Origin of the sequence: Mesorhizobium sp. B2-3-14 (genome assembly GCF_006442175.1) — a bacterium.
Classification (GTDB): Bacteria; Pseudomonadota; Alphaproteobacteria; order Rhizobiales; family Rhizobiaceae; genus Mesorhizobium; species Mesorhizobium australicum.
In genome coordinates this window covers 888879-914035 of the sequence record NZ_VFVP01000001.1, presented here as the reverse complement: position 1 = coordinate 914035, position 25157 = coordinate 888879, and the positions used below count along the sequence as shown (strand labels likewise).

The 25157-nt window shown below is 64.5% G+C and carries 24 protein-coding genes; 12 read left to right on the top strand and 12 right to left on the bottom strand.

The window, feature by feature from the left end; all coding sequences use genetic code 11:
* Positions 1 to 153: 153 nt before the first annotated feature.
* The 4 genes from FJ950_RS04245 to FJ950_RS04230 are packed head-to-tail and all read left to right on the top strand — an operon-like array spanning position 154 to position 3435.
* Positions 154 to 1035: a branched-chain amino acid ABC transporter permease gene (locus FJ950_RS04245; RefSeq protein ID WP_140615272.1), complete on the top strand. Its 882-nt coding sequence runs from the start codon at positions 154 to 156 to the stop codon at positions 1033 to 1035.
* Complete coding sequence (locus tag FJ950_RS04240) at positions 1032 to 1994, top strand: branched-chain amino acid ABC transporter permease (protein WP_140615270.1); 963 nt, start codon at positions 1032 to 1034, stop codon at positions 1992 to 1994. Before FJ950_RS04245 ends, FJ950_RS04240 begins: the two co-directional genes overlap by 4 nt.
* On the top strand, positions 1991 to 2716 hold the full coding sequence (locus FJ950_RS04235; RefSeq protein WP_140615268.1) for an ABC transporter ATP-binding protein: 726 nt from the start codon (positions 1991 to 1993) through the stop codon (positions 2714 to 2716). The genes FJ950_RS04240 and FJ950_RS04235 overlap by 4 nt, the downstream gene beginning before the upstream one ends.
* Entirely contained in the window at positions 2713 to 3435 is a 723-nt protein-coding gene (locus tag FJ950_RS04230) for an ABC transporter ATP-binding protein (RefSeq protein WP_140615266.1), read from the top strand. The genes FJ950_RS04235 and FJ950_RS04230 overlap by 4 nt, the downstream gene beginning before the upstream one ends.
* On the opposite strand, the gene FJ950_RS04225 is transcribed toward FJ950_RS04230, so the two are convergent.
* On the bottom strand, positions 3436 to 4818 hold the full coding sequence (locus tag FJ950_RS04225) for a sodium:proton antiporter (RefSeq protein WP_181171071.1): 1383 nt from the start codon (positions 4816 to 4818) through the stop codon (positions 3436 to 3438).
* A gap of 66 nt (positions 4819 to 4884) precedes the next feature.
* Complete coding sequence (gene pncA, locus FJ950_RS04220; protein ID WP_140615262.1) at positions 4885 to 5499, bottom strand: bifunctional nicotinamidase/pyrazinamidase; 615 nt, start codon at positions 5497 to 5499, stop codon at positions 4885 to 4887.
* A gap of 362 nt (positions 5500 to 5861) precedes the next feature.
* On the opposite strand from pncA, the gene FJ950_RS04215 reads away from it, so the two are divergent.
* Genes FJ950_RS04215 through FJ950_RS04190 form a run of 6 tightly spaced genes read left to right on the top strand, consistent with a single transcriptional unit; the run spans position 5862 to position 12923 of the window.
* The gene (locus FJ950_RS04215; RefSeq protein ID WP_140615445.1) at positions 5862 to 6716 is read left to right on the top strand and encodes a xanthine dehydrogenase family protein subunit M; all 855 of its coding nucleotides are present in this window, start codon (positions 5862 to 5864) and stop codon (positions 6714 to 6716) included.
* Positions 6713 to 9466, top strand: a complete 2754-nt coding sequence (locus tag FJ950_RS04210; protein WP_140615260.1) for a molybdopterin-dependent oxidoreductase — start codon at positions 6713 to 6715, stop codon at positions 9464 to 9466. Before FJ950_RS04215 ends, FJ950_RS04210 begins: the two co-directional genes overlap by 4 nt.
* Complete coding sequence (locus tag FJ950_RS04205; RefSeq protein WP_140615258.1) at positions 9463 to 11004, top strand: 6-hydroxynicotinate reductase; 1542 nt, start codon at positions 9463 to 9465, stop codon at positions 11002 to 11004. The genes FJ950_RS04210 and FJ950_RS04205 overlap by 4 nt, the downstream gene beginning before the upstream one ends.
* Positions 11004 to 11888: a UPF0280 family protein gene (locus FJ950_RS04200; RefSeq protein ID WP_140615256.1), complete on the top strand. Its 885-nt coding sequence runs from the start codon at positions 11004 to 11006 to the stop codon at positions 11886 to 11888. The genes FJ950_RS04205 and FJ950_RS04200 overlap by 1 nt, the downstream gene beginning before the upstream one ends.
* Complete coding sequence (locus tag FJ950_RS04195; RefSeq protein WP_140615254.1) at positions 11881 to 12465, top strand: amino acid synthesis family protein; 585 nt, start codon at positions 11881 to 11883, stop codon at positions 12463 to 12465. The genes FJ950_RS04200 and FJ950_RS04195 overlap by 8 nt, the downstream gene beginning before the upstream one ends.
* Complete coding sequence (locus FJ950_RS04190; RefSeq protein WP_023781829.1) at positions 12462 to 12923, top strand: MarR family transcriptional regulator; 462 nt, start codon at positions 12462 to 12464, stop codon at positions 12921 to 12923. Before FJ950_RS04195 ends, FJ950_RS04190 begins: the two co-directional genes overlap by 4 nt.
* Positions 12924 to 13039: 116 nt before the next feature.
* Here FJ950_RS04190 and FJ950_RS04185 read toward each other — a convergent pair whose 3' ends face one another.
* Genes FJ950_RS04185 through FJ950_RS04175 form a run of 3 tightly spaced genes read right to left on the bottom strand, consistent with a single transcriptional unit; the run spans position 13040 to position 16901 of the window.
* Positions 13040 to 14008 (bottom strand): substrate-binding domain-containing protein, encoded by a 969-nt coding sequence (locus FJ950_RS04185; RefSeq protein ID WP_015314453.1) that lies wholly within the window; start codon positions 14006 to 14008, stop codon positions 13040 to 13042.
* Complete coding sequence (locus FJ950_RS04180) at positions 14005 to 15318, bottom strand: ABC transporter permease (protein ID WP_140615252.1); 1314 nt, start codon at positions 15316 to 15318, stop codon at positions 14005 to 14007. Before FJ950_RS04180 ends, FJ950_RS04185 begins: the two co-directional genes overlap by 4 nt.
* Positions 15315 to 16901 carry a sugar ABC transporter ATP-binding protein gene (locus tag FJ950_RS04175; protein ID WP_140615250.1) on the bottom strand — a complete coding sequence of 529 codons (1587 nt, stop codon included), beginning with the start codon at positions 16899 to 16901 and terminating at the stop codon, positions 15315 to 15317. The genes FJ950_RS04180 and FJ950_RS04175 overlap by 4 nt, the downstream gene beginning before the upstream one ends.
* 221 nt (positions 16902 to 17122) lie before the next feature.
* On the opposite strand from FJ950_RS04175, the gene FJ950_RS04170 reads away from it, so the two are divergent.
* Positions 17123 to 18142, top strand: a complete 1020-nt coding sequence (locus FJ950_RS04170) for a LacI family DNA-binding transcriptional regulator (RefSeq protein ID WP_015314450.1) — start codon at positions 17123 to 17125, stop codon at positions 18140 to 18142.
* A gap of 47 nt (positions 18143 to 18189) precedes the next feature.
* Here FJ950_RS04170 and FJ950_RS04165 read toward each other — a convergent pair whose 3' ends face one another.
* The 5 genes from FJ950_RS04165 to FJ950_RS04140 all read right to left on the bottom strand — a co-directional run bounded on the left by FJ950_RS04165 (position 18190) and on the right by FJ950_RS04140 (position 23588).
* Positions 18190 to 18984, bottom strand: a complete 795-nt coding sequence (locus tag FJ950_RS04165) for an inositol monophosphatase family protein (protein ID WP_140615248.1) — start codon at positions 18982 to 18984, stop codon at positions 18190 to 18192.
* 77 nt (positions 18985 to 19061) lie between these two features.
* The gene (locus FJ950_RS04160) at positions 19062 to 20063 is read right to left on the bottom strand and encodes an LLM class flavin-dependent oxidoreductase (RefSeq protein WP_140615246.1); all 1002 of its coding nucleotides are present in this window, start codon (positions 20061 to 20063) and stop codon (positions 19062 to 19064) included.
* Positions 20060 to 20893 carry an arylamine N-acetyltransferase gene (locus tag FJ950_RS04155; protein WP_140615244.1) on the bottom strand — a complete coding sequence of 278 codons (834 nt, stop codon included), beginning with the start codon at positions 20891 to 20893 and terminating at the stop codon, positions 20060 to 20062. Before FJ950_RS04155 ends, FJ950_RS04160 begins: the two co-directional genes overlap by 4 nt.
* Before the next feature lie 70 nt (positions 20894 to 20963).
* Positions 20964 to 22133 (bottom strand): AI-2E family transporter, encoded by a 1170-nt coding sequence (locus tag FJ950_RS04150; RefSeq protein WP_015314446.1) that lies wholly within the window; start codon positions 22131 to 22133, stop codon positions 20964 to 20966.
* Between the two features lie 393 nt (positions 22134 to 22526).
* Complete coding sequence (locus FJ950_RS04140) at positions 22527 to 23588, bottom strand: LLM class flavin-dependent oxidoreductase (RefSeq protein ID WP_140615242.1); 1062 nt, start codon at positions 23586 to 23588, stop codon at positions 22527 to 22529.
* Between the two features lie 339 nt (positions 23589 to 23927).
* On the opposite strand from FJ950_RS04140, the gene FJ950_RS04135 reads away from it, so the two are divergent.
* Positions 23928 to 24356 (top strand): DUF6481 family protein, encoded by a 429-nt coding sequence (locus FJ950_RS04135; protein ID WP_015314444.1) that lies wholly within the window; start codon positions 23928 to 23930, stop codon positions 24354 to 24356.
* A gap of 156 nt (positions 24357 to 24512) precedes the next feature.
* Here FJ950_RS04135 and sugE read toward each other — a convergent pair whose 3' ends face one another.
* Together sugE and FJ950_RS30050 are read right to left on the bottom strand one after the other, a co-directional pair.
* Positions 24513 to 24827, bottom strand: coding sequence for a quaternary ammonium compound efflux SMR transporter SugE (gene sugE / locus FJ950_RS04130; RefSeq protein WP_140615240.1), 315 nt, complete (start codon positions 24825 to 24827; stop codon positions 24513 to 24515).
* A 197-nt stretch (positions 24828 to 25024) separates the two neighbouring features.
* Complete coding sequence (locus FJ950_RS30050) at positions 25025 to 25150, bottom strand: hypothetical protein (RefSeq protein ID WP_015314442.1); 126 nt, start codon at positions 25148 to 25150, stop codon at positions 25025 to 25027.
* Positions 25151 to 25157 lie beyond the last annotated feature (7 nt).

Genomic DNA, 25157 nt, shown 5'->3' with positions numbered 1-25157 from the left:
GCAAGGGGGGAGATCGGCAGTTCGTATGGCAGCGCCCATCTGCCCGCGTTGATGATTGGCGAAACCAGCGAGGACATCCAATCTCCCCCCTTGCGGGGGAGATGCCCGGCAGGGCAGAGGGGGGTGCCTCGCGCATCCGTTGGTGCATAACAAATGCACTTTGGACCCCACCTTCTCCTCGCAACCCTTGAAGGCCTCGTCACCTCGGCCGTGCTGGCGTTGACGGCGCTGGGCTTGTCGCTGGTGTTCGGCGTCATGCGTGTCGTCAACGTCGCCCATGGCGAGTTCTTCATGCTGGGCGCCGTGCTTGCCTGGGCGATCACATCGGCAATTGGCGGCCATCCGGCTCTTGGCTTCCTGGCGGCGCTGGTGATCGCGCCGCTGATCGTCGGCGCCATCGCGCTGGTCGCCGAACGGCTGGTGCTGAGCCGGCTCAACTACAATCCGGAAGCCACCATCGTCGCCACCATCGGCATGCTCTACATCATCCAGCAGCTGGCGCTGACCTTCTATGGCCCCGAAGCGCGGCCCGTGGAGCCGCCGTTCAGCTATCGCATCCTTCTGCCGTGGTTCGGCTATTCCGGCTACAAGCTGTCTATCATCGCCGCATCCGCTCTTCTGCTGATCGCGACATGGCTGGTGCTGACGCGCACCAGGATCGGCCTCATCATGCGTGCCACGCAGTATGACAGCGAGACGGCGCAGGCCTTCGGCATCCCGGTCGGCCGCGTCTATGGCGGCGTTTTCGCGCTCGGCGCCATGCTGGCGGCGATCGCCGCGGTGCTGATCGTGCCGATCAGCCAGGCGCACTATCTGATGGGGCAGGATCCGCTGCTCTTGTCCTTCATCGTCGTCATCATCGGCGGCCTCGGCTCGTTGCGCGGCACGGTCGTCGCCGCCGTGCTGATCGGCCTCTCCGACGGCATCATTTCGATGTTCTTCTCGCCGACGCTGGCCAAGATCATCGCCACGCTGCTGGTCGCCATGGTGCTGGTGTTCCGGCCGCAAGGCCTGTTCGGGACGGCATCGCGATGAGCGAAGCTTCGCCGGCAAAGGCCTATGCGCTGCATCTCGGCGTGATTGCCCTGCTCTTCATGCTGAGCTTCCTCTTGCCTGGCTATTACCACGGCCTGCTCGCCCGCATCATGGTGCTGGCGGTCTTCGCCATGGGCTACAACATGCTGTTCGGCTATGTCGGCCTGCTCAGCCTTGGCCATGCGATGTTCTTCGGCGCCGGGCTTTACGGCGCCGGCCTTGCCGTCATCCAGCTCGGCTGGAGCGTGCCTCTGGCGTTCCTCGCCGGCATTGCCTGCGGCGCGGCGTTGGCGCTGGTGATCGGCCTCCTGGCGCTGCGCACCACGGGCGTGGCCTTCATGATCGTCACCATGATGTTCGCGCAGGTGTTTTATCTGGCCATCCTCTATTTCGCGGCCTGGACCGGCGGCGATCAGGGTCAGGTCGTGCCGCAGCCGGCGCGTGTCCTCAATCTCGGCGCCACCTCGCTCGATCTCACCAACCCGACCGTACGCTACATGACGGCGCTCGGCTTGTTTTCGCTCGTGCTGCTGATCACGCTTGCCGTCGTCCGGTCCAGATACGGTCGCGTGCTGATCGCGATCCGGGAGAATGAGGAACGCACGAAGATGCTGGGCTACGACACCTTCTCCAACAAGCTTGCCGCCGTTATCGTCTCCGGCACGATCTGTGCGGCGTCCGGCGCCGCCTACGCGCTGCTGTTCGGCTATGTCGGGTCGAGTTTCGCCTCGGTACAGTATTCGATCCTGCCGCTGCTGTGGGTGCTGCTCGGCGGTGCGGCCACAACGCTTGGACCACTGATCGGCACGCTGTTCATGTACTATGTCATCGACGTCACCAGCGGCTACACGTCGGCCTACCTGCTGATCGTTGGCATGGCACTCATTCTGCTGGTGCTGTTTTTCCCGAAAGGCATTCTCGGCACCATCCGCCAGCGCTGGCTTGGATGGCTGCCATGACGCCGCTGCTGACCACCAAGGGCCTGTCGCGCAGCTTCGGCGGCCTGCGTGCGGTCGACAATGTCGACTTCACCCTGATGCCGGGCGAGATCCGCGCCGTCATCGGTCCGAACGGCGCCGGCAAGACAACCTTCGTCAGTCTGATCAGCGGCCGCATCCAGCCGTCTTCGGGAGCGATCGTCTTCGACGGTGCCGACATCACCGGCCTGCCGACCTATGCCAGGGTCCGCCGGGGCATCGCCTACACCTTCCAGATCACCAGCGTCTTTGCCAACCTCAGCGTCTATGACAATGTCGCGCTGCCGGTGCAGCTCACGCTCAGCGATCGCCGCTCGAAGGCTGAGCTGCGTGCCGGCGTCATCTCTGCGCTTGAACGTACAGGGCTGGCCGACCGCACCCATATGCCGGCCGGGCAATTGTCCTACGGCCATCAACGATTGCTCGAAGTGGCGATGGGCCTGGCGCTGAAACCGCGCCTGCTGATCCTCGACGAGCCGACGCAAGGTCTGGCCGACAGCGAGATCGACAATTTCATCGAACTCGTGCGCGACATCGCCAAGAGCGCCACCGTGATGCTGATCGAGCACAACATGCCGGTCGTGATGCAGCTTGCCGATCGCATCACCGTCTTCAACGCCGGCAGGATCCTGGCCGAGGGCACGCCCGAGGCGATCCGCGAGAACGCCGCGGTTCAGGAAGCCTATTTGGGAACGGCGCCATGACGGAGGCGAGCACGGTCGAAGCGCTGACGATTTCCGGGCTCGATTGCTTCTATGGCGCGGTCCAGGTGCTCTATGGGCTCGACCTGGTGCTGAACAAGGGCGAGGTGCTGTGCCTGTTCGGGCGCAACGGCGCCGGCAAGACGACGACGCTGAAGGCGATCATGGGCCTGGTTCCCGCGCGCGCCGGCTCGATCAGGCTCGCAGGGCAGGAATTGACCGGCCTGCCGGCGCATGAAGTGCCGAAGGCCGGTGTCGCCTACGTGCCGCAGGGCAGGCGGCTGTTCGCCGAGATGACGGTGGCCGAAAACATCGAGATCGGGCTGATGGCGCGCGGCAAAGGCAAGGCGACGCGCGAGAACGTTCTCGACCTCTTCCCGCTGCTGCGTCAGCGGCTGCGGCAGCGCTCGGGCACCTTGTCCGGCGGCGAGCAGCAGATGCTGGCCATGGCGCGCGCGCTTTGCCTTGAGCCGCAGGTGCTTTTGCTCGACGAACCGACCGAAGGGTTGATGCCGTCGATGATCGCCAGGATCCGCGACACGGTGTCGAAGCTGCGCGAGATGAATGTTTCCACCATCCTGGTCGAGCAGCGGGTCGATGCCGTGCTGTCGGTCGCCGATCGTGTCTGCTTCATCGAAAACGGCCGCAACCGCGAGACGGTCGATGTCGAGGCCCTGCGCGTCGACCCCTCGGCGGTCCGGCGCTATGTCGGCGTGGGCTGATCAACCGAAAAACAGAAAACCCGCGACCAAGAAGGTCGGTACCAGCACCAGCCCGGACCACAGCATGTACCCAAAGAAGCCCGGCATCTTGACGCCGCGATGTCTGGCAATCGCATAGACCATGAAGTTGGGTGCGTTGCCGATATAGGTGTTGGCGCCCATGAACACGGCGCCGGCCGAGATTGCGGCAAGCGTCGAGGCGAACTCCGTCATCAGGTGGCGAGGATCGCCGCCCGCCAGCTCGAAAAACACCAGGTAGGTCGGTGCATTGTCGAGGAAGGACGACAATGCACCGGTCAGCCAGAAATAGGCGAGGTCGTTGGGCGTGCCTTGCGCCGAGGTGACGAGCGCGACCAGCGGCGCCAGCGCACCGTTGTGGCCGGCCCTCAAAATGGCGACGACCGGGACGATGCAGATGAAGATGCCGGCGAACAGTTTGGCCACTTCCGCGATCGGACCCCAGTTGAAGCCGTTCGCCTCGCGGTGGCTCTTGTAGGAGAGCGGAAGCGATAGCAGGGCCAGCGCGAGGATGATCGCGTCGCGGACCAGGTTCTGCAGTTCGAGACCGACGCCGAACACGGAAAAACTCACGCCCGGCTTCCACGCCGCCGACAGCAGGATGGCCCCGATCACGCCGGCCAGCAGCGGGAGGTTGGCCAGGCCGCGCAGGCGCACCTTCGTATCGGGTGTCGGATCCTTGATCTTCGGTGCGCCGGCCTCGCGCCGGTGCAGGATGAGGTCGATCGCCAGGAACGCCGCCAGCACGACGACGCCAACGAACAGCGTCTCCCGGTAGAGGTTGGTGGTCGTCCAGAAGAAATCGACACCGCGCAGGAAGCCGACGAACAGCGGGGGGTCGCCGAGCGGCGTCAGCGAGCCGCCAATGTTGGACACAAGGAAAATGAAGAAGATGACGACATGGGCATTGAAAGGCCTGTTGTCGTTGGCGCGCAGGATCGGCCGGATCAGTATCATCGAGGCGCCGGTCGTTCCGATCACCGAGGCCAGCAGCGCCCCGACGATCAGCAGCCCGGCATTGACCAGCGGCGTGCCGTGGATGTTGCCGGCAAGCAGGATGCCGCCTGAAATCGTGTAGAGCGCAAACAGCAGGACAATGAACGACATGTATTCGGTGAGCAGCGCGTGCAGCACCGCCTCGGTCGCCGCGGGAGCACCGAAGGCAATCGCGAGCGGCACGATCACCAGCGCCGCCCACAAGGCCGCGATCTTGCCGTAGTGATGTTCCCAGACATGGTGGAACAGCAGCGGACCGGTCGCGATCGACAACAGCAGCCCGGCAAACGGCAAGGCCCACCACAGCGACATGGCGCCGCCAGGCAGGCCGTGCTCTTCGGCCGCGAAGGCCTGTGCCGGAAACAGCATCGCGACGATGATCGCGCCGCCCGCCCCGGTCGCTATCGGCAAGTATCCCCTTCTACCCCCCACGAGTCAGCCCGAAGTGCGATCTTCGAGCGTCACGCCGGCATCGCGCATCTTCGCCAGCATTGTCTCGAGCGATCCGTTGAGATCGATGCCACGGCAGGCATCGAGCCTGACCGTGGTTCTAAACCCTTGTTTGACCGCATCCAGCGCCGAGAAGGCGACGCAGAAATCCGTCGCCAGGCCGACCAGGGTCAGTGTGTCGATGCCGCGCTCCCGCAGATAGCCGGCGAGCCCCGTGGGCGTCGCGTGATCATTCTCGAAGAAGGCGGAATAGCTGTCGATGGCGGAGCGAAAGCCTTTGCGGATGACGAGTTCGGCCTTGGTCCAGGCAAGTCCGGAATGGAAATCCGAGCCGAGACTGCCCTGGATGCAATGGTCCGGCCACAGCGTCTGCGGACCATAGGGCATCTCGATCGTCGAATAGGACTGCGACCCCGGATGGCTGGAGGCGAAGCTGGAATGGCCGGCGGGGTGCCAGTCCTGTGTCAGCACGACATGGTCTGTTCGCCGGATCATGTCATTGACCAGCGGCACGATCTCGTCGCCGCCGGCAACGGCCAGCGCGCCGCCCGGGCAAAAGTCGTTCTGCAGGTCGATGACAACGAGCGCTTCGTCGGCCATGGGCTTCCTTCCTGTCAGGCTGGGGTCGGGCTCCGAACGAGGCACCCGGCGAAAGAAAAAGCCGCTGGCGCGACTGGAGGAGAAACTTGACCAGATGGCGGTCCGCGTCAACCTCCAGCGGCATAACAAATGCGTGGCGATGCCAGCCGGACGTATGCCGGCGCAAACTCTGGCTTTGACAATTTCCGCCGTCTTGATATCATTTGCATACGAATGAATTTACCGGTCGGAGCCGGTAAAGACTTTCCTTGGGCAAGCGCCTCGGGAGGGCCAGTTTCGGGCAAAGCCCATTTTATCGGGAAGCCCCACCTTATCGGGAAGCCGACCTTATTGGGAAGGCCCACCTTATTGGGAAGGAAAGCGTGATCCGTTACGCGAAACCCACCACGGTCGACGAAGCGCTCGCGCTGCTTGGCGGGGGCGTCTGGCGTATCCTTGCGGGCGGTACGGATTTCTATCCGGTGCAGGGCAGCAAACCATTTCGTGACAATGTCCTCGACATCAACGGCCTGACAGCGCTGCGCGGCATCGCCGAGACCGGCAGCCACTGGATCATCGGCGCGCGCACGACATGGACCGACATCATCCGCCATCCCTTGCCACCGGCCTTCGAGGCGCTGAAACAGGCCGCGCGGGAAGTGGGTTCACCACAAATCCAGAACGTCGCCTCGGTCGCCGGCAATCTCTGCAACGCCTCGCCGGCCGCCGACGGTGTGCCGGGGCTGCTGGTCCTTGATGCCGAGGTCGAGCTGCGCTCGGCGGCGGCGACGCGCCGTCTGCCCTTGTCGGCGTTCATCCTCGGCAATCGCCGTACGGCCTTGCGGCCTGGCGAGATGCTGACGGCCATCCACGTGCCGAAGCCCGCCGGCACATCGGCCTTCGTCAAGCTCGGGGCGCGGCGCTATCTCGTTATTTCCATTGCCATGGTGGCGGTGCGTCTGGTTGCCGAGAATGGCACCGTCGCGCAGGCGGCCGTCGCCGTCGGCTCGTGTTCCGCCGTGGCGAGGCGGCTTGCCGGTGTCGAGGCGGCGCTGCGCGGGCTTCCCCTGGACGCCGGGCTTGTTGCCGCGGTCAGGTCTGCGCCGATGGCTGAGCTGCAGCCGATCGCCGACGTGCGCGGCAGCGCCGAATACAGGCTCGACGCGGTGCGCGAAATCGTTGCGCGCGCCGCCCTTGAGGCCGCGGGCAAGCCCACGGACGACAAGGTGGCCGCATGAGCATGGAACGCGCCGATATCGCCTTCGCGGTCAATGGCGCCGCCGTCTCGGTCAACGTGCCACCGCTGCGCCGGCTGTCCTCGGTGCTGCGTGACGAATTGCGGCTGACCGGAACAAAGGTCGGCTGCGACGCCGGCGACTGCGGCGCCTGCACGGTGTTGGTCGACGGCGCTCCCGTCTGCGCCTGCCTGATGTCGGCGGCCTCCGCTTCCGGCACTATGGTGACGACGGTCGAGGGCCTCGCCAATGGGCGCCTGTCGGCGCTGCAAGCCTCGTTTCTGGCGCATGGCGCCGCGCAATGCGGCATCTGCACGCCGGCGCTGCTGGTCGCGGCGTCAGCGCTGCTGGACACGAAACCCAGGCCGACCGAGACCGAGGTACAGGATGCGTTGGGCGGCATCCTCTGCCGCTGCACCGGCTACCGCAAGATCATCACCGCGGTGATGGAGGCTTCCCTCCAGACCGCGAGCCTGGACTTCCGTCTGCCTCGGTCCGGCCAGGCCATCGGCGCGTCGCCGGTCAGGCTCGACGGTGTGCCAAAGGTGACCGGTGCCGAGAAATTCGGCGGCGATTCCTTTCCGGCCGATGCGCTTGCGGTGCTGGTGATCCGCTCGCCGCATCATCATGCCGGCTTCGCCTTCGGCGACATCGATGGCTGGGCAAGCAGCCATCCCGGTATCAAGGGTGTTTTCACGGCAGCCGATATCCCGGGAAAAAACTGTTTCGGCGTTATCGGCCCGTTCGCCGACCAGCCGGCGTTGGCCGAGGGCTTTGCCCGGCTTCGCGGCGAGGCTGTCGCGCTGGTCGCCGGCGAACGCGAGGCGATCCTCGATCTCGATCTGTCGGATTTCCCTGTCCGCTGGATCGAACTGCCGCATGTTCTCCAGCCCGGTGATGCGCAGGCCGAAGGTGCGGCGCTGATCCATGAAAACCGACCGGCCAATTTGCTGACCAAGGGCTTCGTCGAACGTGGTGATCCCGAGTCGGCACTTGCCGATGCGGCGTTCATCGCGAGCGATGCGATCGACACCTCCTATGTCGAGCACGCCTATATCGAGCCGGAAGCCGGCTATGCATATCTCGACGGCGACACGCTCGTCGTCGTCGCCTGTACGCAGGCGCCTTACATGGATCGTGACGACACGGCGAAAGTGCTCGGCCTTGCCGTCGACAAGGTGCGCATCGTGCCGACCGCGACCGGCGGTGGCTTTGGCTCCAAGCTCGACGTTTCCCTGCAGCCGCTGATCGGCCTTGTCGCGCTGAAGACCGGGCGGCCAGCGGCCCTCGCCTACACCCGCAACGAATCCATGATGTCGACCACCAAGCGCCATCCGGCGCGGATGAAGGCCTCCGTCGGCGCGGATGCCGAGGGCCATGTCACCGGTATGATCTTCGAAGGCGATTTCAACACCGGCGCCTATGCGAGCTGGGGGCCGACGGTCGCCAACCGCGTGCCGGTGCATGCCTCCGGTCCTTATTTCACGCCGAATTACCGCGCCGAGGGCCGCGCCATCCACACAAATGGGCCGATTGCCGGCGCCTTCCGTGGCTTCGGTGTGCCTCAGGCGACGATCATGCAAGAGACGCTCTATGACGAGCTCGCCGGCAAACTCGGTATCGATCGGCTCGATTTCCGGCTGAAGAACTGCCTTCGGAACGGATCCGAAACGGTTACCGGGCAGGTCCTGGAGTCCGGAGTTGGCATCGCCGAATGCCTCGAAGCGTTGCGACCGCATTGGGCGCGGGCGACAGCCGATGCCGACGCTTTCAACAGCGCCAACCTAGACAGAAAACGCGGCGTCGGCGTCGCTTCGTGCTGGTATGGCTGCGGCAACACCTCGCTGCCCAATCCGTCGACCATCCGGGTCGGCATCGCGGCTGACGGCGCGGTCATCCTGCACCAGGGTGCGGTCGATATCGGTCAAGGGTCCAACACCGTCATCACGCAGATCTGCGCCGACGCGCTCGGCCTGCCGCTGGAAAAATTCCGGCTGAAGAGCGCCGATACGGCGATCAGTCCCGATGCTGGCAAGACCTCGGCCTCGCGCCAGACCTTCGTCACCGGCAAGGCGGCCGAGAAGGCAGGACGCGCCCTGCGCGAAAAGATCCTGCGCTTTGCCAATGTCTCGGACAAGGCTTCGCTTGAACTGGATGGCCCGGCGATCGTCATCCGCGAAGGCGAGGCGACACGAAGCATCGATGTTGGCTTACTCGACGTGGATGCGCACGGTTTCGTCTTCCACGCCGAGGAGACATACGACCCGCCGACGCTGCCGCTCGATGCCAAGGGCCAGGGCAAACCCTATGCGGTCTATGGCTATGGCGCGCAGATCGCCGAACTTGAGGTCGACCTCAGGCTCGGCACGGTCACGCTGATCAGGATCATCGCCGCGCACGACGTCGGCAAGGCGATCAACCCGCTGCTGGTCGAGGGCCAGATCGAGGGCGGTATCGCGCAAGGCATCGGCATGGCACTGATGGAAGAATACATCCCCGGCCGCACCGAGAATTTGCATGACTATCTCATCCCGACCATCGGCGACGTGCCGCCGATCGAGACCATCCTTGTCGAGGTGCCCGATCCCGAAGGGCCGTTCGGCGCCAAGGGCCTGGGCGAGCACGTGCTGATCCCGACGGCGCCGGCGATCCTCAATGCCATTCGTCACGCCACCGGCGTGCTGGTCACCAAGGTGCCGGCAACGCCAAGCCGCATCCTGGCGGCCATCCGCGAGAAGGAGGCACGCGCATGAGCGAGCTTGCCGAGCGTTTCGAAACCCATGATCCCGGCGAGAAGCTGGTGGCGGAAAAGATCCGCTGCGATGCCTGTCCCGTCATGTGCTACATCGCTGACGGACGCACCGGAGCCTGCGACCGCTATGGCAATATCGCGGGCCGCATCGTGCGCATGGACCCGCTGACCATCCTCGACCATGCGGCCGAGACCGGGGCCGCCATCGTCCCCTTTGTCGCCGAGGGCGAGCAGTGGGATGGAGAACTCATCAACACCGGCCGCCGCTTCGTCACGGCAATCGGCGCCGGCACAACCTATCCCGACTATAAGCCCGCTCCCTTCATCGTCAGCCAGGAAGTCGAGGGCGTCGATCTCGTCACCGTGGTGACCGAAGGCATCTTCTCCTATTGCGGCGTCAAGGTGAAGATCGATACCGACCGTCATATCGGACCCGAAACAGCTGTTGTGCGGGCTGAGGGCGAAGCCATCGGCCATGTCACGACGGGAGAATATGGCTCGCAGATGCTGTCGCTGGGCGGCGTGCATCATCTGACCGGCGGCTCCAAGGCGGAAGGCCGCGCCACCTGCGATGCGCTGCTCAACCTGTGCAACCGCAAACCGGTGGAACTCACCATCGACGGCGGCGCCACGGTCATTGTCGAAGCCGGCAAACCACCCGTCATCGACGGCAAGCAGGAACATCGCATGCGCGTCGGCTGCGGCTCGGCCACCATCGGCATGTTCGCCACGCAATGGCGCGGGCTGGTCGACGAGGTGGTGGTGGTCGACGACCACATTACCGGCGTCGTTTCCGAACACCAGGCCGGCAAGGTGCTGGGCTGGCAGGATACCGGTATCAAGATCGTCGGCCGCCGCTCGACGCCGGGCCGCTATTTCAAGGTCTCCGAGCCCGGCCTCGGCTGGGGTGGCACCAGCATTTCAGATCCGCTGTCGATCCTCGGCGAATGGAACGCCAAGAAGGGCGCGCGGCCGGGCCTGTCGCTGCTGATGGTTTCGACCACCGGCGAGCAGTTCGCCTATTACGAGCTCGACGACGACTTGAAACCGGTCGAAAAACCGTTTCCGGAGCGGCTGCAAAAATCGGTCAACCTGATCGAGGACAATTGCGAGCCGGCTTTGTGCACCGTGCTGTTCATCGGCGGCGCCGGCGGCTCACTGCGTGCCGGCGTCACCGAAAACCCGGTCAATCTCACCCGTTCCGTGCAAGGCCTGAAAACCTACGTCACCGTCGGCGGCGCGCCGGTCTATGTCTGGCCGGGCGGCGGCATCACGCTGATGGTCGATGTCACCAGGGTTCCACCAGGCGCTTTCGGTTATGTGCCGACGCCGGCGCTGGTGGCGCCGATCGAGTTCACGCTGCGTCGCGACGACTATGTCAGGCTTGGCGGCTACGAGGCCGAAATCCGCAGCGTCGCGGATATTGTCGCCAAGGGCGGGGAGTACCTCAATCCCCGGCGCGGCACGGGTGCCCTGGCCAGCAATCCATGGCCGCCGCTGGCGCAGTTGCGCCGCGCGGGCTCGGATGGGGCCGGCTGATGGAAGGCCCGCAAGCGCATTGGCTGCAGGATGGCAAGCGGCTGCATCTCAACCATGGGCCGATCGACCTGATCGTCGAGGCCTTTGGCGAGGCTGACGAGTGTCGCGCCGCCTATGCCCAAGCCGTCGCGCGCTTCCAGACGATCCTGATCGAGTTGGTCGAGGAGCTTCCCGAACTGCGCCTCCCGGCATTTTTCTTGGCGCCGCGAACCTTCACCGGCCCGACGGCGCGCCGCATGGAAGCAGCCGTCATGCCCCTGGCGGAATGCTTCATCACGCCGATGGCCGCCGTCGCCGGATCGGTAGCCGACGAAATGCTTGCCGCGTTGCTTGCCGGCCGCAAGCTCGACCGCGCCTATGTCAACAATGGCGGCGACAGTGCCCTCCATCTCGACAAGGCCACGTCGATTGGCTTGGCGGTCGCCGGGACCGGCAACGGCATGGCCGACCGGATCACGATCCGCGCGCAAGATGGGGTGCGTGGTGTCGCAAGCAGCGGCTGGCGTGGCCGCTCCTTCTCGCTTGGCATTGCCGATGCCGTCACCGTGCTCGCGCGCACCGGCGCCGAGGCAGATGCGGCGGCGACGCTTATCGCCAACGCCGTCGACCTGCCCGGCAATCCCGCGATCAGGCGCACTCCCGCAAGCGACCTATCGCCCGACAGCGATCTTGGCGCACGGCTGGTGACACAAGGCGTCGGCACGCTTGCCTCTGGCGAGGTGGCGCGGGCGCTGGACAATGGCCTCGCCGTCGCCGAAGATTTTCGCCGGCGCGGCCTGATTGCCGCATCGGCGCTGTTTCTCGGCGGGGAGGCCCGCATCAGTGGCTCCGTTGCACTCGGCCCGCCCAACAAGCATGAACCGGAGGAAGTTGCCCATGCCTGAGTTTCCGATCCGCAAGATCGCGGTGCTGAGCGAAGAGATTTTTCACGACGGCGGACCGGTCGCTGCGGTGCCGCGCCGGCGCGCCGCTGCCATGGCGGTGGTCAAGAACCCTTTCGCCGGGCGCTATGTCGAGGAGCTGCAGAGCGCCATGGACCATCTGAAGCCGCTCGGCCTGCTGCTTGCCGACCGGCTGATCGCGGCGCTCGGCGGCGACGTGAAACAGATCGACGGCTACGGCAAGGGCGCCATTGTCGGCAGCGCAGGCGAGCTGGAACACGGCGCGCTGTGGCATGTACCCGGCGGTTACGCGATGCGCGAGCGGCTGGGCGATGCCAAGGCGATCGTGCCCTCGGCCAAGAAGGTCGGCGCCTTCGGATCAAAGCTCGACGTGCCGCTCGGCCACATCAACGCCGCCTATGTGCGCAGCCATTTCGACGCCATGGAGGTCGGCATCAGCGACGGCCCGCGTCCTGACGAGATCCTGTTCTGCCTTGCCATGACCTGCGGCCCGCGCGTCCACAACCGCATGGGTGGCCTCGCTGCGGATGACATAAAAGCCTGGGACGGGCTGCGGTGAGCGGCGAGGACAACCTGCTCAAGCTGGTCGAGGCCGAAGAGGCCGACGATCACGACTACCTCCTGCAGGAACAGGTCGGCTTCATCCTGCGCAAGGCGCACCAGCGCCATGTCTCGATCTTCGCCGCCCGTATCGCCGATCTGACGCCGCCGCAATTCGCCGCACTGGCCAAGCTGCGCGATGTCGGCGAGACCTCGCAGAACCAGCTTGGCACGTTGATCGCCATGGATGCCGCGACGGTGAAGGGCGTCATCGACCGGCTGAAGGCGCGTGGCCTGGTCGAGCTGTCCCGGCATGAGGTCGACAAAAGGCGGCTGCTGGTCAATCTGACGGCCGAGGGTCGCGACGCGATCGAGCGGCTGATCCCGCTTGCCCGGGAAATCACACAGGAAACGCTGGCGCCGCTCACGAACAAGGAAATCGCCACCTTCATGAAGCTGCTGGCGAAGCTGGCGTAGAGCGGCGGCGGCGAAGTCCTTTCCTCTCCCCCGATCGACGGGGGAGAGGAAGGTGCCAAGCTGTCCCTCGGACGAAGAACCTGGACCTTGGGCCGGCGCTTATCTCCGGCGAAAACTCACAGGCCGTTGTCTTTCAGCACCTGGGCGGCGTTTTCCTTGGTGATCTTCTGCGTCGGCAAGGTGATGGTCTTTTCCACCTTCTCGCCGTTGAGGAACTTGATCGCCTGGCGCAAGCCTTCCGCGCCTGGGGTCACATAGGTGAAGGTCGCCGTCAGCTCGCCCTTGTTCACCATCTGCACGCCTTCGTTGGGCAGGCCGTCGATGCCGATGAACTTGATGTCCTTCTCGCGGCCGACGTCCTTGGCGGCCAGATAGGCACCGTAGGCCATCGGGTCGTTGTGGCCGTAGACGAGATCGATCTTCTCGTTGGTCTTCAGCGCGTTGGCCATCAGATTGTAGGCCTGGTCCTGCTTCCAGTCGCCCGACTGCTGGTCGAGCAAATATTTGATGCCCGGTTCCTTGTCGGTGAATTCATGGAAGCCGTCATGGCGGTCATGCGCCGGCTGGGTGCCCATGCCGCCCCAGATCTCGACAACATTGCCCGCTGCCTTGCCCTTGCCGCCGAGCAGTTCGACGGCGTATTCGCCGGCCGCGCGGCCGATCAGCTTGTTGTCGCCGCCGACGAACTGCGTGTAGTCCTTGGTGTCGACATTGCGGTCGAGCACGAAGACCGGGATCTTGGCGTCGATCGCCTGCTGCACGACGCCGGTCAGGCCGGCGGATTCTTTCGGCGAGACCAGCAGCGCGTCGACTTCCTGGCGGATCAGGTTCTCGACGTCGGCGACCTGTTTCTCCGTCTTGTCCTCGCCGTCGGTGATGATCAGCTCGACCTCCGGATGCTTGGCGGCCTCGGCAATGATGTCCTTGTTGAACTGGGCGCGCCAGGGCTCGATGGTGGTCACCTGCGAGAAGCCGATCTTCCACTTCTTGTCCTGGGCGAAAGCATGGCCGGTGGAGAGCAGTGCCGTGGTGGTCAGCAATGCCGCGCCGAGTGCGGCAAGCTTCAGCATGTCACGTCGTTTCATTTCTTGTTTCCTCCGAGATTGAGAGACGGTGTCTCTTGCGACGGCCGTTTTGCGGCGGCCGTTTCCTTGTGCGCCGCCCCGGGCAGGCGCAGATAGGCCATGAGATCGCCGGCATTGCGCTCCTGCACGAGCACGGTGCCGATGATGATCATCCCCTTCAGCACCAGCTGAAGGTTCGAATTGATGTTGTGGAGCTGCAATATGTTGGACAGCAGCCCGAAGATCAGCACGCCGCAGAAGGTGCCTGTCAGGCTGCCGCGTCCGCCCATCAGGCTGGTGCCTCCGATGACCACGGCCGCGATGGCGTCGAGTTCCAGCCCGGCGCCGGCATCCGGCTTGCCTTGCCGGTACTGCGCCACGTAGAGCACCGCGGCGATTCCGGCGAGCAGGCCTGATATGGCATAGGTGGCGATCTTGACGCGGCCGGCGGCGATGCCGGAGAGCCTGGCCGCCTCCTCGTTGCCGCCGATCGCATAGACATAGCGGCCGAAGGGCGTGAAGCGCAGCACCGCGCCATAGATGACAATGGCGCCGAGGAAGAACAGGCCGGGCATCGGGATGACGCCGAACACCAGCGAGCGCAGCAGCTCGAAATCGGCGGTTGCGTTGGAACCGGTATAGACCGGCAGCACGGCATTGTTCTGGCCGGCGGTGAGCCGGGCGATGCCGAGCGCCGTCACCATCATCGCCAGCGTGACGATGAACGGCTGCAGCCGCCCGCCAACGATGATGAAACCGTTGATGGCGCCGAACAGCAGGCCGACGCAGGGCGCCACCAGCAGCACGCCGAGAACGCCGAATTTGGGCTCGATCTGCGGCAACAGGTACCACAGCGAAAGACAGCACAGGACGACGCCGACGGTTGCCGGCGTGACCAGCCCGCGAACGGTGTCCAGCCTGACATCGCGAATGGCGGCATCCGCGCCGGCGCGGGACTTCTCCACATTGAGGAAGATGAAGCGCGTGACGACGAAGCCGAGGCACAGCGCGACCAGGGCGACGGTCGGCACGCCCAGCACGACGCCGGGCGTCACGCCCGGAACCGTCAGCAGCATGGCGCACACCACCGAGCAGATGGCCATCAGCGACCCGACGGAAAGGTCGATGCCGCCGGTGATGATGACAGCCGTCATGCCGGTGGCGATCAGCCCGGTGGTCGACACCTGGCGCAGCACGTCGAGCAGATTGCCGTAGGAGAGGAAGATGTTGTTGCCCTTGGAACTCACCGGCGAACCCAGCACGCCGATCAGGAAGATGGCGATCAGGCCCCAGTAGAGCTTGGTGCGGGACAGGAGTTTCAGTGCGGTCATGCGGCGGGTCTCGATAGGGTCCGGCGCGGTGCCGCGAGGCGCATGATGGCCTCCTCGCTCGCCGCGTCGCGCGAAAGGATGCCTGTCTGGCGGCCGTCGGCCATCACCAGGATGCGGTCGGAAAGATGCAGCAATTCCGGCAGCTCGGAGCTGATGACGGCGATGGCCAGGCCATCGCGCGCCAGCCGGAAGATGAGGTCGTAGATTTCGCGCTTGGCGCCGACATCGATGCCGCGCGTCGGCTCGTCGAGCAACAGCACCCTCGGCCTGGTCGCCAGCCACTTGCCGATGACGACCTTCTGCTGGTTGCCGCCCGACAGCGTGCCGGCGGGCTGGTCGATGTCGCGGCAGCGTATGCCGAGCGCCTTGACCGCCTGCCGCGCCAGCCCCTGCTCTCCGGCGAGCGAGCGGATGCCGAAGCGCGCCAGCGCGCCGACCAGCGGCAGCGCCACATTGTCCGATATCGAGGCCTGCAGGTGCAAGCCTTGCGTCTTGCGGTCCTCGGTCACCAGCGCGATGCCGAGGCGTCTTGCATCGCGCGGCGAACGGATATCCACCGGCTGGCCGTCGAGCCGGATCTCGCCGCCGGCGCGGCCATCGCTCGAGCCGAAGATAGCTTCCATGATCTCGGTGCGGCCTGAGCCCAGCAACCCGCCAATGCCGAGGATTTCTCCGGCGGCCAGATCGAAGCTGACGCCGCCGATCACCTGCCGCCAGCCCTGGCGGTCGGGCTTCGACAGCGACAGGTCGCTGACCGAAAGCACGGTCCTGCCGCCGGGATCCCGCTCACCTTGGGAGGATGCGAGCAGGTCCCGTCCGACCATCGCCGAAATGATGGTGTTTTCGTCGAGTTCGGCCATCGGCCGCGTCAGCACATGGCGTCCGTCGCGGAAGACGGTGACGCGACCGGCCAGATGCATCACCTCGTCGATGCGGTGCGAAATGTAGACGATGGCGACGCCGCTATCGGCAAGCTGGCCGATGATGCGGAACAGCCGCTGGCATTCGGCCGGCGACAAGGCCGAGGTCGGCTCGTCCATGATCAGGATGCGCGCCGACATCGACAGCGCCTTGGCGATCTCGACCAACTGCTGTTCGCCGACGCGCAAGGCGCCGACGCGAGCGTCCGGATCGAGTTCGATGCCGAGCCGCTGCAGCAGGGCGCTTGCCGCGCGGCTGCTCGCCTTGCGGTCGACGATCAGCCCGGCGATCAGCTTTTCACGGCCGAGAAAGATGTTGTCGGCGACGCTGAGTTCCGGCACCAGGTTGAGTTCCTGGTGGATGATGGCGATGCCGGCATCCTCGGCATCGCGCACGCCGGCGAACCCGACCGGCCGGCCATCGACGCTGACCGTGCCTTCATAGCCGGTATAGGCGCCGGAGAGGATCTTCATCAGCGTCGATTTGCCGGCGCCGTTCTCGCCCATCAGGGCATGGACCTCGCCGCGTCGCAGTTCGAAGCCGACATCGACGAGCGCGGCGATGCCGCCAAAGCTCTTGGAAATGTGCTCGGCGCTCAGAACGATGTCCGGCCGATCCGATGCCGCATTGCGCGTCGAAGAAGGGGAACTGCTCTCTTGCATGACAATGGCGGCCTCCCTTCCGTCGTCGTCAACTCCAGGCAAACGCTAATCTAAACGTTTCGATAGTGTCAAGCCGATATCAGGTGCCAGAAGTTTGATGCATTTCGATTCTTGCTTAAAAAGACAGGATTCCGTAGGTATTGGCGGCAGAGGGGTGACGAAACGTTTCGAAAATGACAGCGTCAGGGCGAAAAAAACAGCGCAAATCCACCGCGCCCACCATGCTTCACGTGGCGGAGGCCGCGCGTGTCTCGGTCGCCACCGTGTCGGCGCTGATCAATGGTACGGCGACCGTCAGCCCGGAACTCAGCCAGCGTATCGAACAGGCAATCCGCGATATCGGCTACAAGCGCAACGCCATCGCCCGCAGCCTGAAGATGGGCACGACCCGCACCATCGGCCTGACCGTCCCGCACATCACCAACCCATTCTTCACCGCCGTCGTTTCGGTGATCCAGCAGGCCTTCGACCGCGCCGGCTATGCCGTCATGCTGTGCTGCACCGACGAGGATTTGAACACCCAGGACGACCAGATCAGGCTGCTGCTCGACCGCATGGTCGACGGGCTGATCGTGGCGCGCGTCGGTGGCGGTGCGATCCTCGAGCGGATTGTCGTCGACGCCAATGTGCCGGTCGTGTTGCTGGACCGTCTGTGCGAGGGCGTCGACACCGACGCCGTGGTTCTCGACAACCAGCGCGCGGTGTTCGACGCCATCAGCTATCTGATCAATCTCGGCCATCGGCGGATTGGCTACATTACCGGCACCTCGGATATTTCACCCATGCATGACCGGATGACCGGATATTGCGAGGCGCTCCAGGCCGCCGGCTTGCCGGTGGCCGAGGAACTGGTTCGTTCCGGCAATTTCCACGAGATCGACGGCTACAACGCGACCATGCAGCTGCTGTCGCTGCATGAGCGGCCAAGCGCCATCTTCTCGGCCAACAACCCGATGGTGATCGGCACGATGAAGGCGATCCGCGACATCGGCCTGTCCTGTCCGGAGGACATTTCGGTAGCCTGCTTCGACGATTTTCCCTGGTCCGACGTGTTCCAGCCGCAACTGACGACGGTGGCGCAGCCGGTGCAGGCGATCGGCGAACAGGCGGCCAATCTGCTGCTCGACCGTCTCGCCGGCAACAGGGACGCGCCGCCGCGCAAGCTCGTCCTCAAGGGCCGTTTGATGATCCGCAATTCATGCCGCCCGCTGGGGACAGTGGTGCAGAGCGTGAGCGCCTGAGCATGCCGAAAGTGTGAAGCGGTTTTCGGGCAATTCCCGGGATTTGATCAGGGCGTGAAGACACCGGAACACAGTTCCTGCAGCTTCGAAAAGACGCCTTTGCCGCCGGTGATAATCTGTGTCCCTTTCTGCAGCACTGTCTTCGGATCCGCCTTCAGCACAGTGCCGCCGGCCTCCTCGATCAGCAGCATGCCGGCGAGGCAGTCCCAAGGGTTCATGTGTTCCTCCACATAGCCAAGCAGCCGGCCCGAGGCGACATAGGCAAGCATCAGCGCGCCTGACGCGTTGCGGAAGAAGACGCCGCCCTCGGCCAGGATCTTCTTGATCAGCACGGCGATGTTCTCGGCTTCGGCCCGGTTTGAGAAGCCGGTGCCCACCGAGCCCTCTTGCAGGCTGGTGGCCGCGCTCGTTTCGATCGGCTTGCCGTTGACGAAGGCGCCGCCGCCCAGCCTTCCGTGGAAGGTCTCGCCGGTCGACGGCTCGTGGATGACGCCGACGATCGTCTCGCCATTCCTTGCGCAAGCGATCACCACGCACCAGGCCGGAATGCCGCGTACGAAATTGGCGGTGCCGTCGATGGGGTCTATGACCCAGGCATGGCCGGTCGAGCCGGCGACCGAGGCGTGCTCTTCGCCGATAATGCCGTCTTGCGGATAGTCGGCGGCGATTGCCGCGCGGATGAACAGCTCGACCTCGCGGTCGGCCTGCGAGACCAGGTCCTGATGGCCCTTGCTCTCGATGGTCAGGCTGTCGAGATCGCGGAAATATCTCAGGCCGAGTTCGCCGCCGCGCCGCGCCAGGTCGATGGCAAACTGCTCGCGTCTATCGAGATCATGGGGCAAGGCAGGGCTCGCTGTTGCGAAGGATACCCCGCACTTAGCAGAGCATCGACGTCGGCAAAAGCTCCAGGCCGCCTGTTTCAGGCCGCTTGCGACAACGATCTGTGCGCCTCGGCCAAAATCTCGAAGGAGCGCACGCGGGCGGCGTGGTCCGATATCTGCGCCGTGACCATCAACTCGTCGGCGCCGGTGCGTCGCACGAACGCATCGATGCCTTGCCGGACTGTTTCCGGTGAGCCGACGACGGCGCAGGACAGCGCCTGGCTGAGCATGGACTTGGCCATCGGGTCGAGATCCCGGTCATAGTTCTCGACCGGGGGCGGCAATTTTCCGGGCCTGCCGGTGCGCAGATTGACAAAGGCCTGCTGCAGCGAAGTAAACAGCAGCCGCGCCTCTGCGTCGGTGGGTGCCGCGAAGACGTTGAGGCCGAGCATGACATGCGGCTTTTCGAGCTGCTCCGACGGCTGGAAGCGCGAGCGGTAGATGTCCAGCGCATGATCGAGTTCCGCCGGCGCGAAATGCGAGGCGAAGGCGTAGGGCAGGCCGAGCATGGCGGCGAGCTGCGCGCCGTAGAGGCTCGACCCGAGAATCCAGATCGGCACCGTCTGGCCCTCGCCGGGCACGGCACGCAGACGCTGGCCGTCCTCGGCCGGCAGGAAATAGCCCATCAGTTCGACGACATCCTGCGGGAAATTGTCGGCGCCAGCCTCGAGATTGCGGCGCAGCGCGCGCGCCGTGTTCATGTCGGTGCCGGGAGCGCGACCGAGGCCAAGGTCGATGCGGCCGGGAAACAGGGCGGCGAGCGTGCCGAATTGCTCGGCGATCACCAGCGGCGCATGGTTGGGCAGCATGATGCCGCCGGCGCCGACACGAATGGTTTTGGTGCCGCCGGCGACATGGGCGATGACGACCGATGTGGCCGCGCTGGCGATGCCCGGCATATTGTGATGTTCGGCCAGCCAGTAGCGCTTGTAGCCCAGCCGCTCGGCGTGGCGGGCGAGATCGAGCGAATTGGCGAGCGATTGCGAGGCATCGCTGCCTTCGACGATCGGCGACAGGTCGAGAACGGACAGTTCGGTCATATACTGGTCTCCACGATCTTCTTCTCGCGCACCCGGGCCTCGAAGGCCTTGCGGTCGGGAATGGTGATGCCGAGCTGGCCTTCCAGCGTGTCGGCAAGTTCGGCGGCGGTGGCGATCTGCTTCTGCTCGGTGCGGCCATCGACGTGATGGATCGATAGGCGATCGCCGCGCAGCGCATAGCGCCGGTCGGGCGCGGCGCGGGCCGCTATGACGGAGGTGAGGAAATGCGATGCCGGGTTGGTCGACAGGAAGTAATTGGCGACGGAATAGTCCACCTCATAGTGCGGCTGCAGGTCGAAGCGATACAGCGAGCGCCAGTCGCCGCCGATCAAGGCCTGCAGGCGGAAATGATCGCCGGCCTCGATGATGCGGAATGTCTCGTGCGGCGTTTTTTGTTCCCGGCCGGGCTTCAGCAGCAGCGGCGCCGTAAGCGTCAGGCCGCCGAATCCGACGTCGGCGATATAGGTGTGGCTGTCAAGCTCGACGCACAAAAGCATGTGGCTACGCGCCGTGATGGCGTCCTCGCTCTGCCCCCAAAGCACACGCGCGGCAAGGCCGCCGACCTTGAAGCCGAGCGCCTTCAGCGCGTGCATGAAGAGGAGATTGTGCTCGAAGCAATAGCCGCCACGCCCACCAAGGACGATCTTGCCCTGCAGCGAGGCGACATCCAATCCGACCGGGCGTCCCAGAAACGGATCCATATTCTCGAACGGGATCGCCTGCGGATGCAGGAAATGGAGCGTCTTCAGCGTGTCGAGCGAAGCTTGTCCGGAACCGGCATGGCCGATCCGGGCGAAATAGGCGTCGAGGTCGAAGGGAACGTCATTCATCGGGAAGGGCACCGGGCACTGATCGGCCGGATATAGGCATTCGATCCCGCCGTCGCAAACCGTGCGCCGGTTATCCGGCTGCCGCGGCGTCCTGCTCGTCGGCTTCGTCCTCAACGACCGCCGTATGTTGGGCGGCGAGAAAATTGCCGACATGGCTAAGGCTCTCGAAATGATCGCAGAACACCTTGACGACGACCAGCAGCGGCACCGCCATCAGCGCGCCGACGAAGCCCCACAGCCATGACCAGAATGCGATGGCGATGAAGATCGCCACGGCGTTGATCTCGAGCCGCCGCCCGACCACCATCGGCGTCACGAACTGGCCTTCGATGATGTCGCACAAAACCAGGAAAGCAGGCGCCAACAGCGCATAGGCGATCGTGTCGAAGGTGATGAGCGCGATGACGGTGACCAGGACAAGCGTGATCATGGCCCCGACATAGGGCAGGAAATTGAGCAGGGCGGCCGCCGCGCCCCAGACCAACGGATTGGGCATGCCGAGCGCCCACAGGCCGAGGCCGATGACCGTGCCGAGGCCGGTGTTGATGATGGTGACGGTGAGCAGATAGTGCGAGATTTCCCGCTCGACGTCGTAGACGACGCGCAGCGCCCGCTTCTTTTCGGTGAGGCTGGCGAAGGACTGGATGATCTTCTCGTAGAACATCGTGCCCGAGGCGAGCAGGAACAGCGACAGCACGAAGATGATGGTCAGGCTTGTTCCAGCCGACAGGATGTTGCTCGCCGCCGACGAGAAGAAGCCGGACTGCGCTACCGCGACCTTTTGCACACCCGGTTCCTGCGATGTCTCGGTCAGCCCCTCGATTTGGTGCGCGATGTCCATGATCCTCTCGAGCGGCCGTCGCAACTGCGCCAATCGCTCGGTCAGCTGCTGGCCGATGGACGATGTGTTGTTGATGAGATCGATGACAGGCCCACTGAGCACATAGCCGGCGCTTGCGAAGACGAAGATCGACACAAGCACCAGAAGCGTCGCCGAAACCACTTCGGGAATGCCGCGCTTGCGCAGCAGCCGCACGATCGGGGTCAGCGTCAGCGCCAGCAGGAAGGCCAGAATGACCGGCATGAAAAAAGCGCGCGCGAAATAGAGCGCATAGACGGTCATGAACAGGAAGATACCGATGAGCAACGAGCGCATGAGACGCGTATCGGCACGCGCCGCCACTCGCGATTCTTCGGCTTCGGCAACGCCTGCGCCCAAAGCGGTGGGTTCGGCCTTCATCGCGATCCCCTCGGCGGGCACATCACAACTGATGCAATCCGCAGACGGAAACGCCAGCGCGGCTTCAAGGTTCCGTTAGCCGGCACTGACGGCGTGGCCGCCGCCGAGCGGGCGCCGTCAATATAGCTCAGACCGACGGCTCGGCTGCGAGCGTTCCACGATTACATGCCGTGTAATTGAGTCCGGGCAGCTGGCGGGCCTGGCACGGGAGCAGGCCAGTCGGCACGCCCCAAACCGTCGCCGCCCAGGAACTGCGCATCGAGTGCCTGTTCCCAGCCGACGAGGCGACCGAAATCCATCATGCCGCGATGATGGATGCGGCCCTACACCGGGCAACGCGATAAGCATGCTCATCCAGGGCTCATGGAATGAGGCTCGCGGGCCTCCTTAAGTTCACGCGACAGGCGCCGCCACGGTCGGCGCGGATTTCGCGGTTTCCTTGCGTACGATCGGCGCCACCTTGGTGCCGTAGAGCTCGATCGCCTTCATGATCTTGGCGTGCGGCATGGTGCCGATCGCCATCTGCAGCAGGAAGCGGTCATTACCGAACACCCTGTGCTGGGTCACGATCTTTTCCGCCACCTGCTCCGGATTGCCGACGAACAGCGCGCCGTCGGGATCACGCGACTGGTCGAAATGCGCACGCGATGTCGGACCCCAACCGCGCTCACGGCCGATGCGGTTCATCACCTCGGCCTGGGGGCCGTAGAAGTCGTCCGCCGCCTGCTCGGTCGTGTCGGCGATGAAGCCATGCACGTTGATGCTGGTCGCCAACCCCGTCGGATCGCCGCCAGCGCGCTTGGCGGCCTCACGGTAGAGGTCGAACAGCGGCGCGAAGCGCGCCGGTTCGCCGCCGATGATGGCAAGCGCCAGCGGCAGGCCGAGCGCGCCCGCCCGAGCGGCCGATTGCGGCGTTCCGCCAATGGCGATCCAGACCGGCAGCCTGTCCTGGAAGGGCCTGGGATAGACGCCGCGATCGTTGATCGGCGCGCGCAGCCTACCCGACCAGGTAACCTTCACCTGATCGCGGATGGCCAGCAGCAGGTCGAGCTTTTCGGCGAACAGCTCGTCATAGTCTTCGAGGTTGTAGCCGAATAGCGGGAAGGATTCGATGAACGAACCTCGCCCAGCCATGATCTCGGCGCGGCCGCCCGACAGAAGGTCGAGCGTGGAAAACTGCTGGAAAACGCGCACCGGATCGTCGGAGGACAATACCGTCACCGCACTGGTCAGCTTGATGCGCTTCGAACGCTCCGCCGCCGCGGCCAAAGCCACGACCGGTGCCGAGGCGGCATAGTCCGGCCGGTGGTGTTCGCCGAGGCCGAAGACGTCGAGCCCGACCTGGTCGGCAAGTTCGATCTCCTCGATCAGGTTGCGTAGCCGCTCATGCGGACCGATGGCGCCGGGACCCGGCACAGGGCTCACATCGGCAAAAGTGTAGAGGCCGAGTTCCATTTGGATGTCATCCCAGTGTGTTGATTGTTGCGCTAGGGTCGGATGATTTTAGCTCTGTTCGACCTGAAATCTGAATCCGACCCTAAATCGAAGAGATAGATAGAGCATGATATCGTCCGAAAACCGCTTTCCCCTTTTCGGCATCATGCTCCAGAGGTAGCGACGCGTCCGTCGCGCCGCCAGAGGCTGGCTGGTGAACAGTGCATGTCGATTTCGGCGGAAAATGCGTCTCCCGGGTGCAACATCCCGGAATTTCATGGCTGGCATGCCGTTTTGGCGCTTGAACTCCCGGTTTTCGCGCGTATGTAAGCGTCGCGAATAGACTTCAAGGAAGTGGACTTGGCTATCTACAGGGAAAAAGACATTTTCGAGCGGCGCAATGCCGCGACCGAGGCAAAGAAGGCGCTTCTGGAGCGCTTCAAGTCAAAGCCGGCAGCAGACGATCCCGCGGTGCTGGCACGACAGGCCGAACGCAAGGCGATCCTTGCGGCTCGTGAGATCCGCGAGGCCGAGAAGGCCAAGCTGAAGCAGGAAAAGCTGGCACGCGAGGCGATTGAGAAAGCCGAGCGTGAGGCAGCAGCCGAAGCTGCGCGCATTGCCGCCGAAGAGGCAGCGCAAGCGGATGCCAAGCTTCGGGAAGCTGAAGAGAACGAGCGTATCGCTCGTTTGCTTGCCGATGAAGCAGAGCGCAAGGCAAAGCGCGACGCACGCTATGCGGCACGCAAGCAGCGCACCGGCAGGACACCGCCCGGCTTTACGGGTCGCTAACAGCGCACTCGCCTCGATGGATGATGAATGAGGGACGCGCCAAGGCGCGGCCCTTTTTCGCGTGTCGGTGTTGCCCACGGGGAGCCTCCCTGCATCCAGGGACGTCGATTCATGATGTCAGCTCGGTCGATAGCGCCAGTCGGTGGACAGGGCCGTTCAGGCCGCGAGTTTCAGCCCCATGATGCCGCAGACGATCAACGCGATGCAGCCGAGCCTGATCGCCGTCGCGGGCTCGCCCAGCAGCCAGACGCCGAGCAGCGCCGTGCCGACGGTGCCGATACCGGTCCACACCGCATAGGCTGTGCCGACAGGCAGGGTCTTCAGCGCCAGGCCAAGCAAGGTCAAACTGACGATCATCGACGCGACCGTGAGCACGGTCGGAACAAGCCTGGTGAAGCCGTCGGTGTATTTGAGCCCGATCGCCCAGCCGATTTCGAACAGGCCGGCGAAGAACAGAAGAATCCATGACATCGGAACGCTCCATCCAGAACATCCGGCCGAAAGGTCTTCGGATGCTCAATCAAACAATGGGCGGGCCGTCCCAACCGGATTTCGGGAATGCGAGGTCGTCCCCGCATCGTCGATATAGGGTGTCTGAACGCCCAATCAACAATTCGCCGGCGGCATGTCGGACGCCGCCGGTGAAATCCATGCACGCTTGGCGATATCTACTTTTCCTTGATCCTCGTCGCCTTGACCGGCGGCGCCTTCAGGGCCGGAGCGGCTACAGGCTTCTTGGCGTCTTTCTTTGGTTTGCGGGCTTCCTTGCCTGCCTTCATCGCACCTTTAGCCATGATTCGT

Excerpts from the sequence above, each read along its gene's own strand:
- FJ950_RS30050 (WP_015314442.1), bottom strand. The coding sequence starts at position 25,150 with ATGGCTAAAGGTGCGATGAAGGCAGGCAAGGAAGCCCGCAAACCAAAG.
- FJ950_RS04210 (WP_140615260.1), top strand. The coding sequence starts at position 6,713 with ATGAGCATGGAACGCGCCGATATCGCCTTCGCGGTCAATGGCGCCGCC.
- FJ950_RS04235 (WP_140615268.1), top strand. The coding sequence starts at position 1,991 with ATGACGCCGCTGCTGACCACCAAGGGCCTGTCGCGCAGCTTCGGCGGC.
- FJ950_RS04230 (WP_140615266.1), top strand. The coding sequence starts at position 2,713 with ATGACGGAGGCGAGCACGGTCGAAGCGCTGACGATTTCCGGGCTCGAT.
- sugE (WP_140615240.1), bottom strand. The coding sequence starts at position 24,827 with ATGTCATGGATTCTTCTGTTCTTCGCCGGCCTGTTCGAAATCGGCTGG.
- FJ950_RS04160 (WP_140615246.1), bottom strand. The coding sequence starts at position 20,063 with ATGACCGAACTGTCCGTTCTCGACCTGTCGCCGATCGTCGAAGGCAGC.
- FJ950_RS04140 (WP_140615242.1), bottom strand. The coding sequence starts at position 23,588 with ATGGAACTCGGCCTCTACACTTTTGCCGATGTGAGCCCTGTGCCGGGT.
- FJ950_RS04225 (WP_181171071.1), bottom strand. The coding sequence starts at position 4,818 with ATGCTGTTTCCGGCACAGGCCTTCGCGGCCGAAGAGCACGGCCTGCCT.
- FJ950_RS04240 (WP_140615270.1), top strand. The coding sequence starts at position 1,032 with ATGAGCGAAGCTTCGCCGGCAAAGGCCTATGCGCTGCATCTCGGCGTG.
- FJ950_RS04175 (WP_140615250.1), bottom strand. The coding sequence starts at position 16,901 with ATGCAAGAGAGCAGTTCCCCTTCTTCGACGCGCAATGCGGCATCGGAT.
- FJ950_RS04150 (WP_015314446.1), bottom strand. The coding sequence starts at position 22,133 with ATGAAGGCCGAACCCACCGCTTTGGGCGCAGGCGTTGCCGAAGCCGAA.
- FJ950_RS04195 (WP_140615254.1), top strand. The coding sequence starts at position 11,881 with ATGCCTGAGTTTCCGATCCGCAAGATCGCGGTGCTGAGCGAAGAGATT.
- FJ950_RS04185 (WP_015314453.1), bottom strand. The coding sequence starts at position 14,008 with ATGAAACGACGTGACATGCTGAAGCTTGCCGCACTCGGCGCGGCATTG.
- FJ950_RS04245 (WP_140615272.1), top strand. The coding sequence starts at position 154 with ATGCACTTTGGACCCCACCTTCTCCTCGCAACCCTTGAAGGCCTCGTC.
- pncA (WP_140615262.1), bottom strand. The coding sequence starts at position 5,499 with ATGGCCGACGAAGCGCTCGTTGTCATCGACCTGCAGAACGACTTTTGC.
- FJ950_RS04200 (WP_140615256.1), top strand. The coding sequence starts at position 11,004 with ATGGAAGGCCCGCAAGCGCATTGGCTGCAGGATGGCAAGCGGCTGCAT.
- FJ950_RS04180 (WP_140615252.1), bottom strand. The coding sequence starts at position 15,318 with ATGACCGCACTGAAACTCCTGTCCCGCACCAAGCTCTACTGGGGCCTG.
- FJ950_RS04170 (WP_015314450.1), top strand. The coding sequence starts at position 17,123 with ATGCTTCACGTGGCGGAGGCCGCGCGTGTCTCGGTCGCCACCGTGTCG.
- FJ950_RS04155 (WP_140615244.1), bottom strand. The coding sequence starts at position 20,893 with ATGAATGACGTTCCCTTCGACCTCGACGCCTATTTCGCCCGGATCGGC.
- FJ950_RS04205 (WP_140615258.1), top strand. The coding sequence starts at position 9,463 with ATGAGCGAGCTTGCCGAGCGTTTCGAAACCCATGATCCCGGCGAGAAG.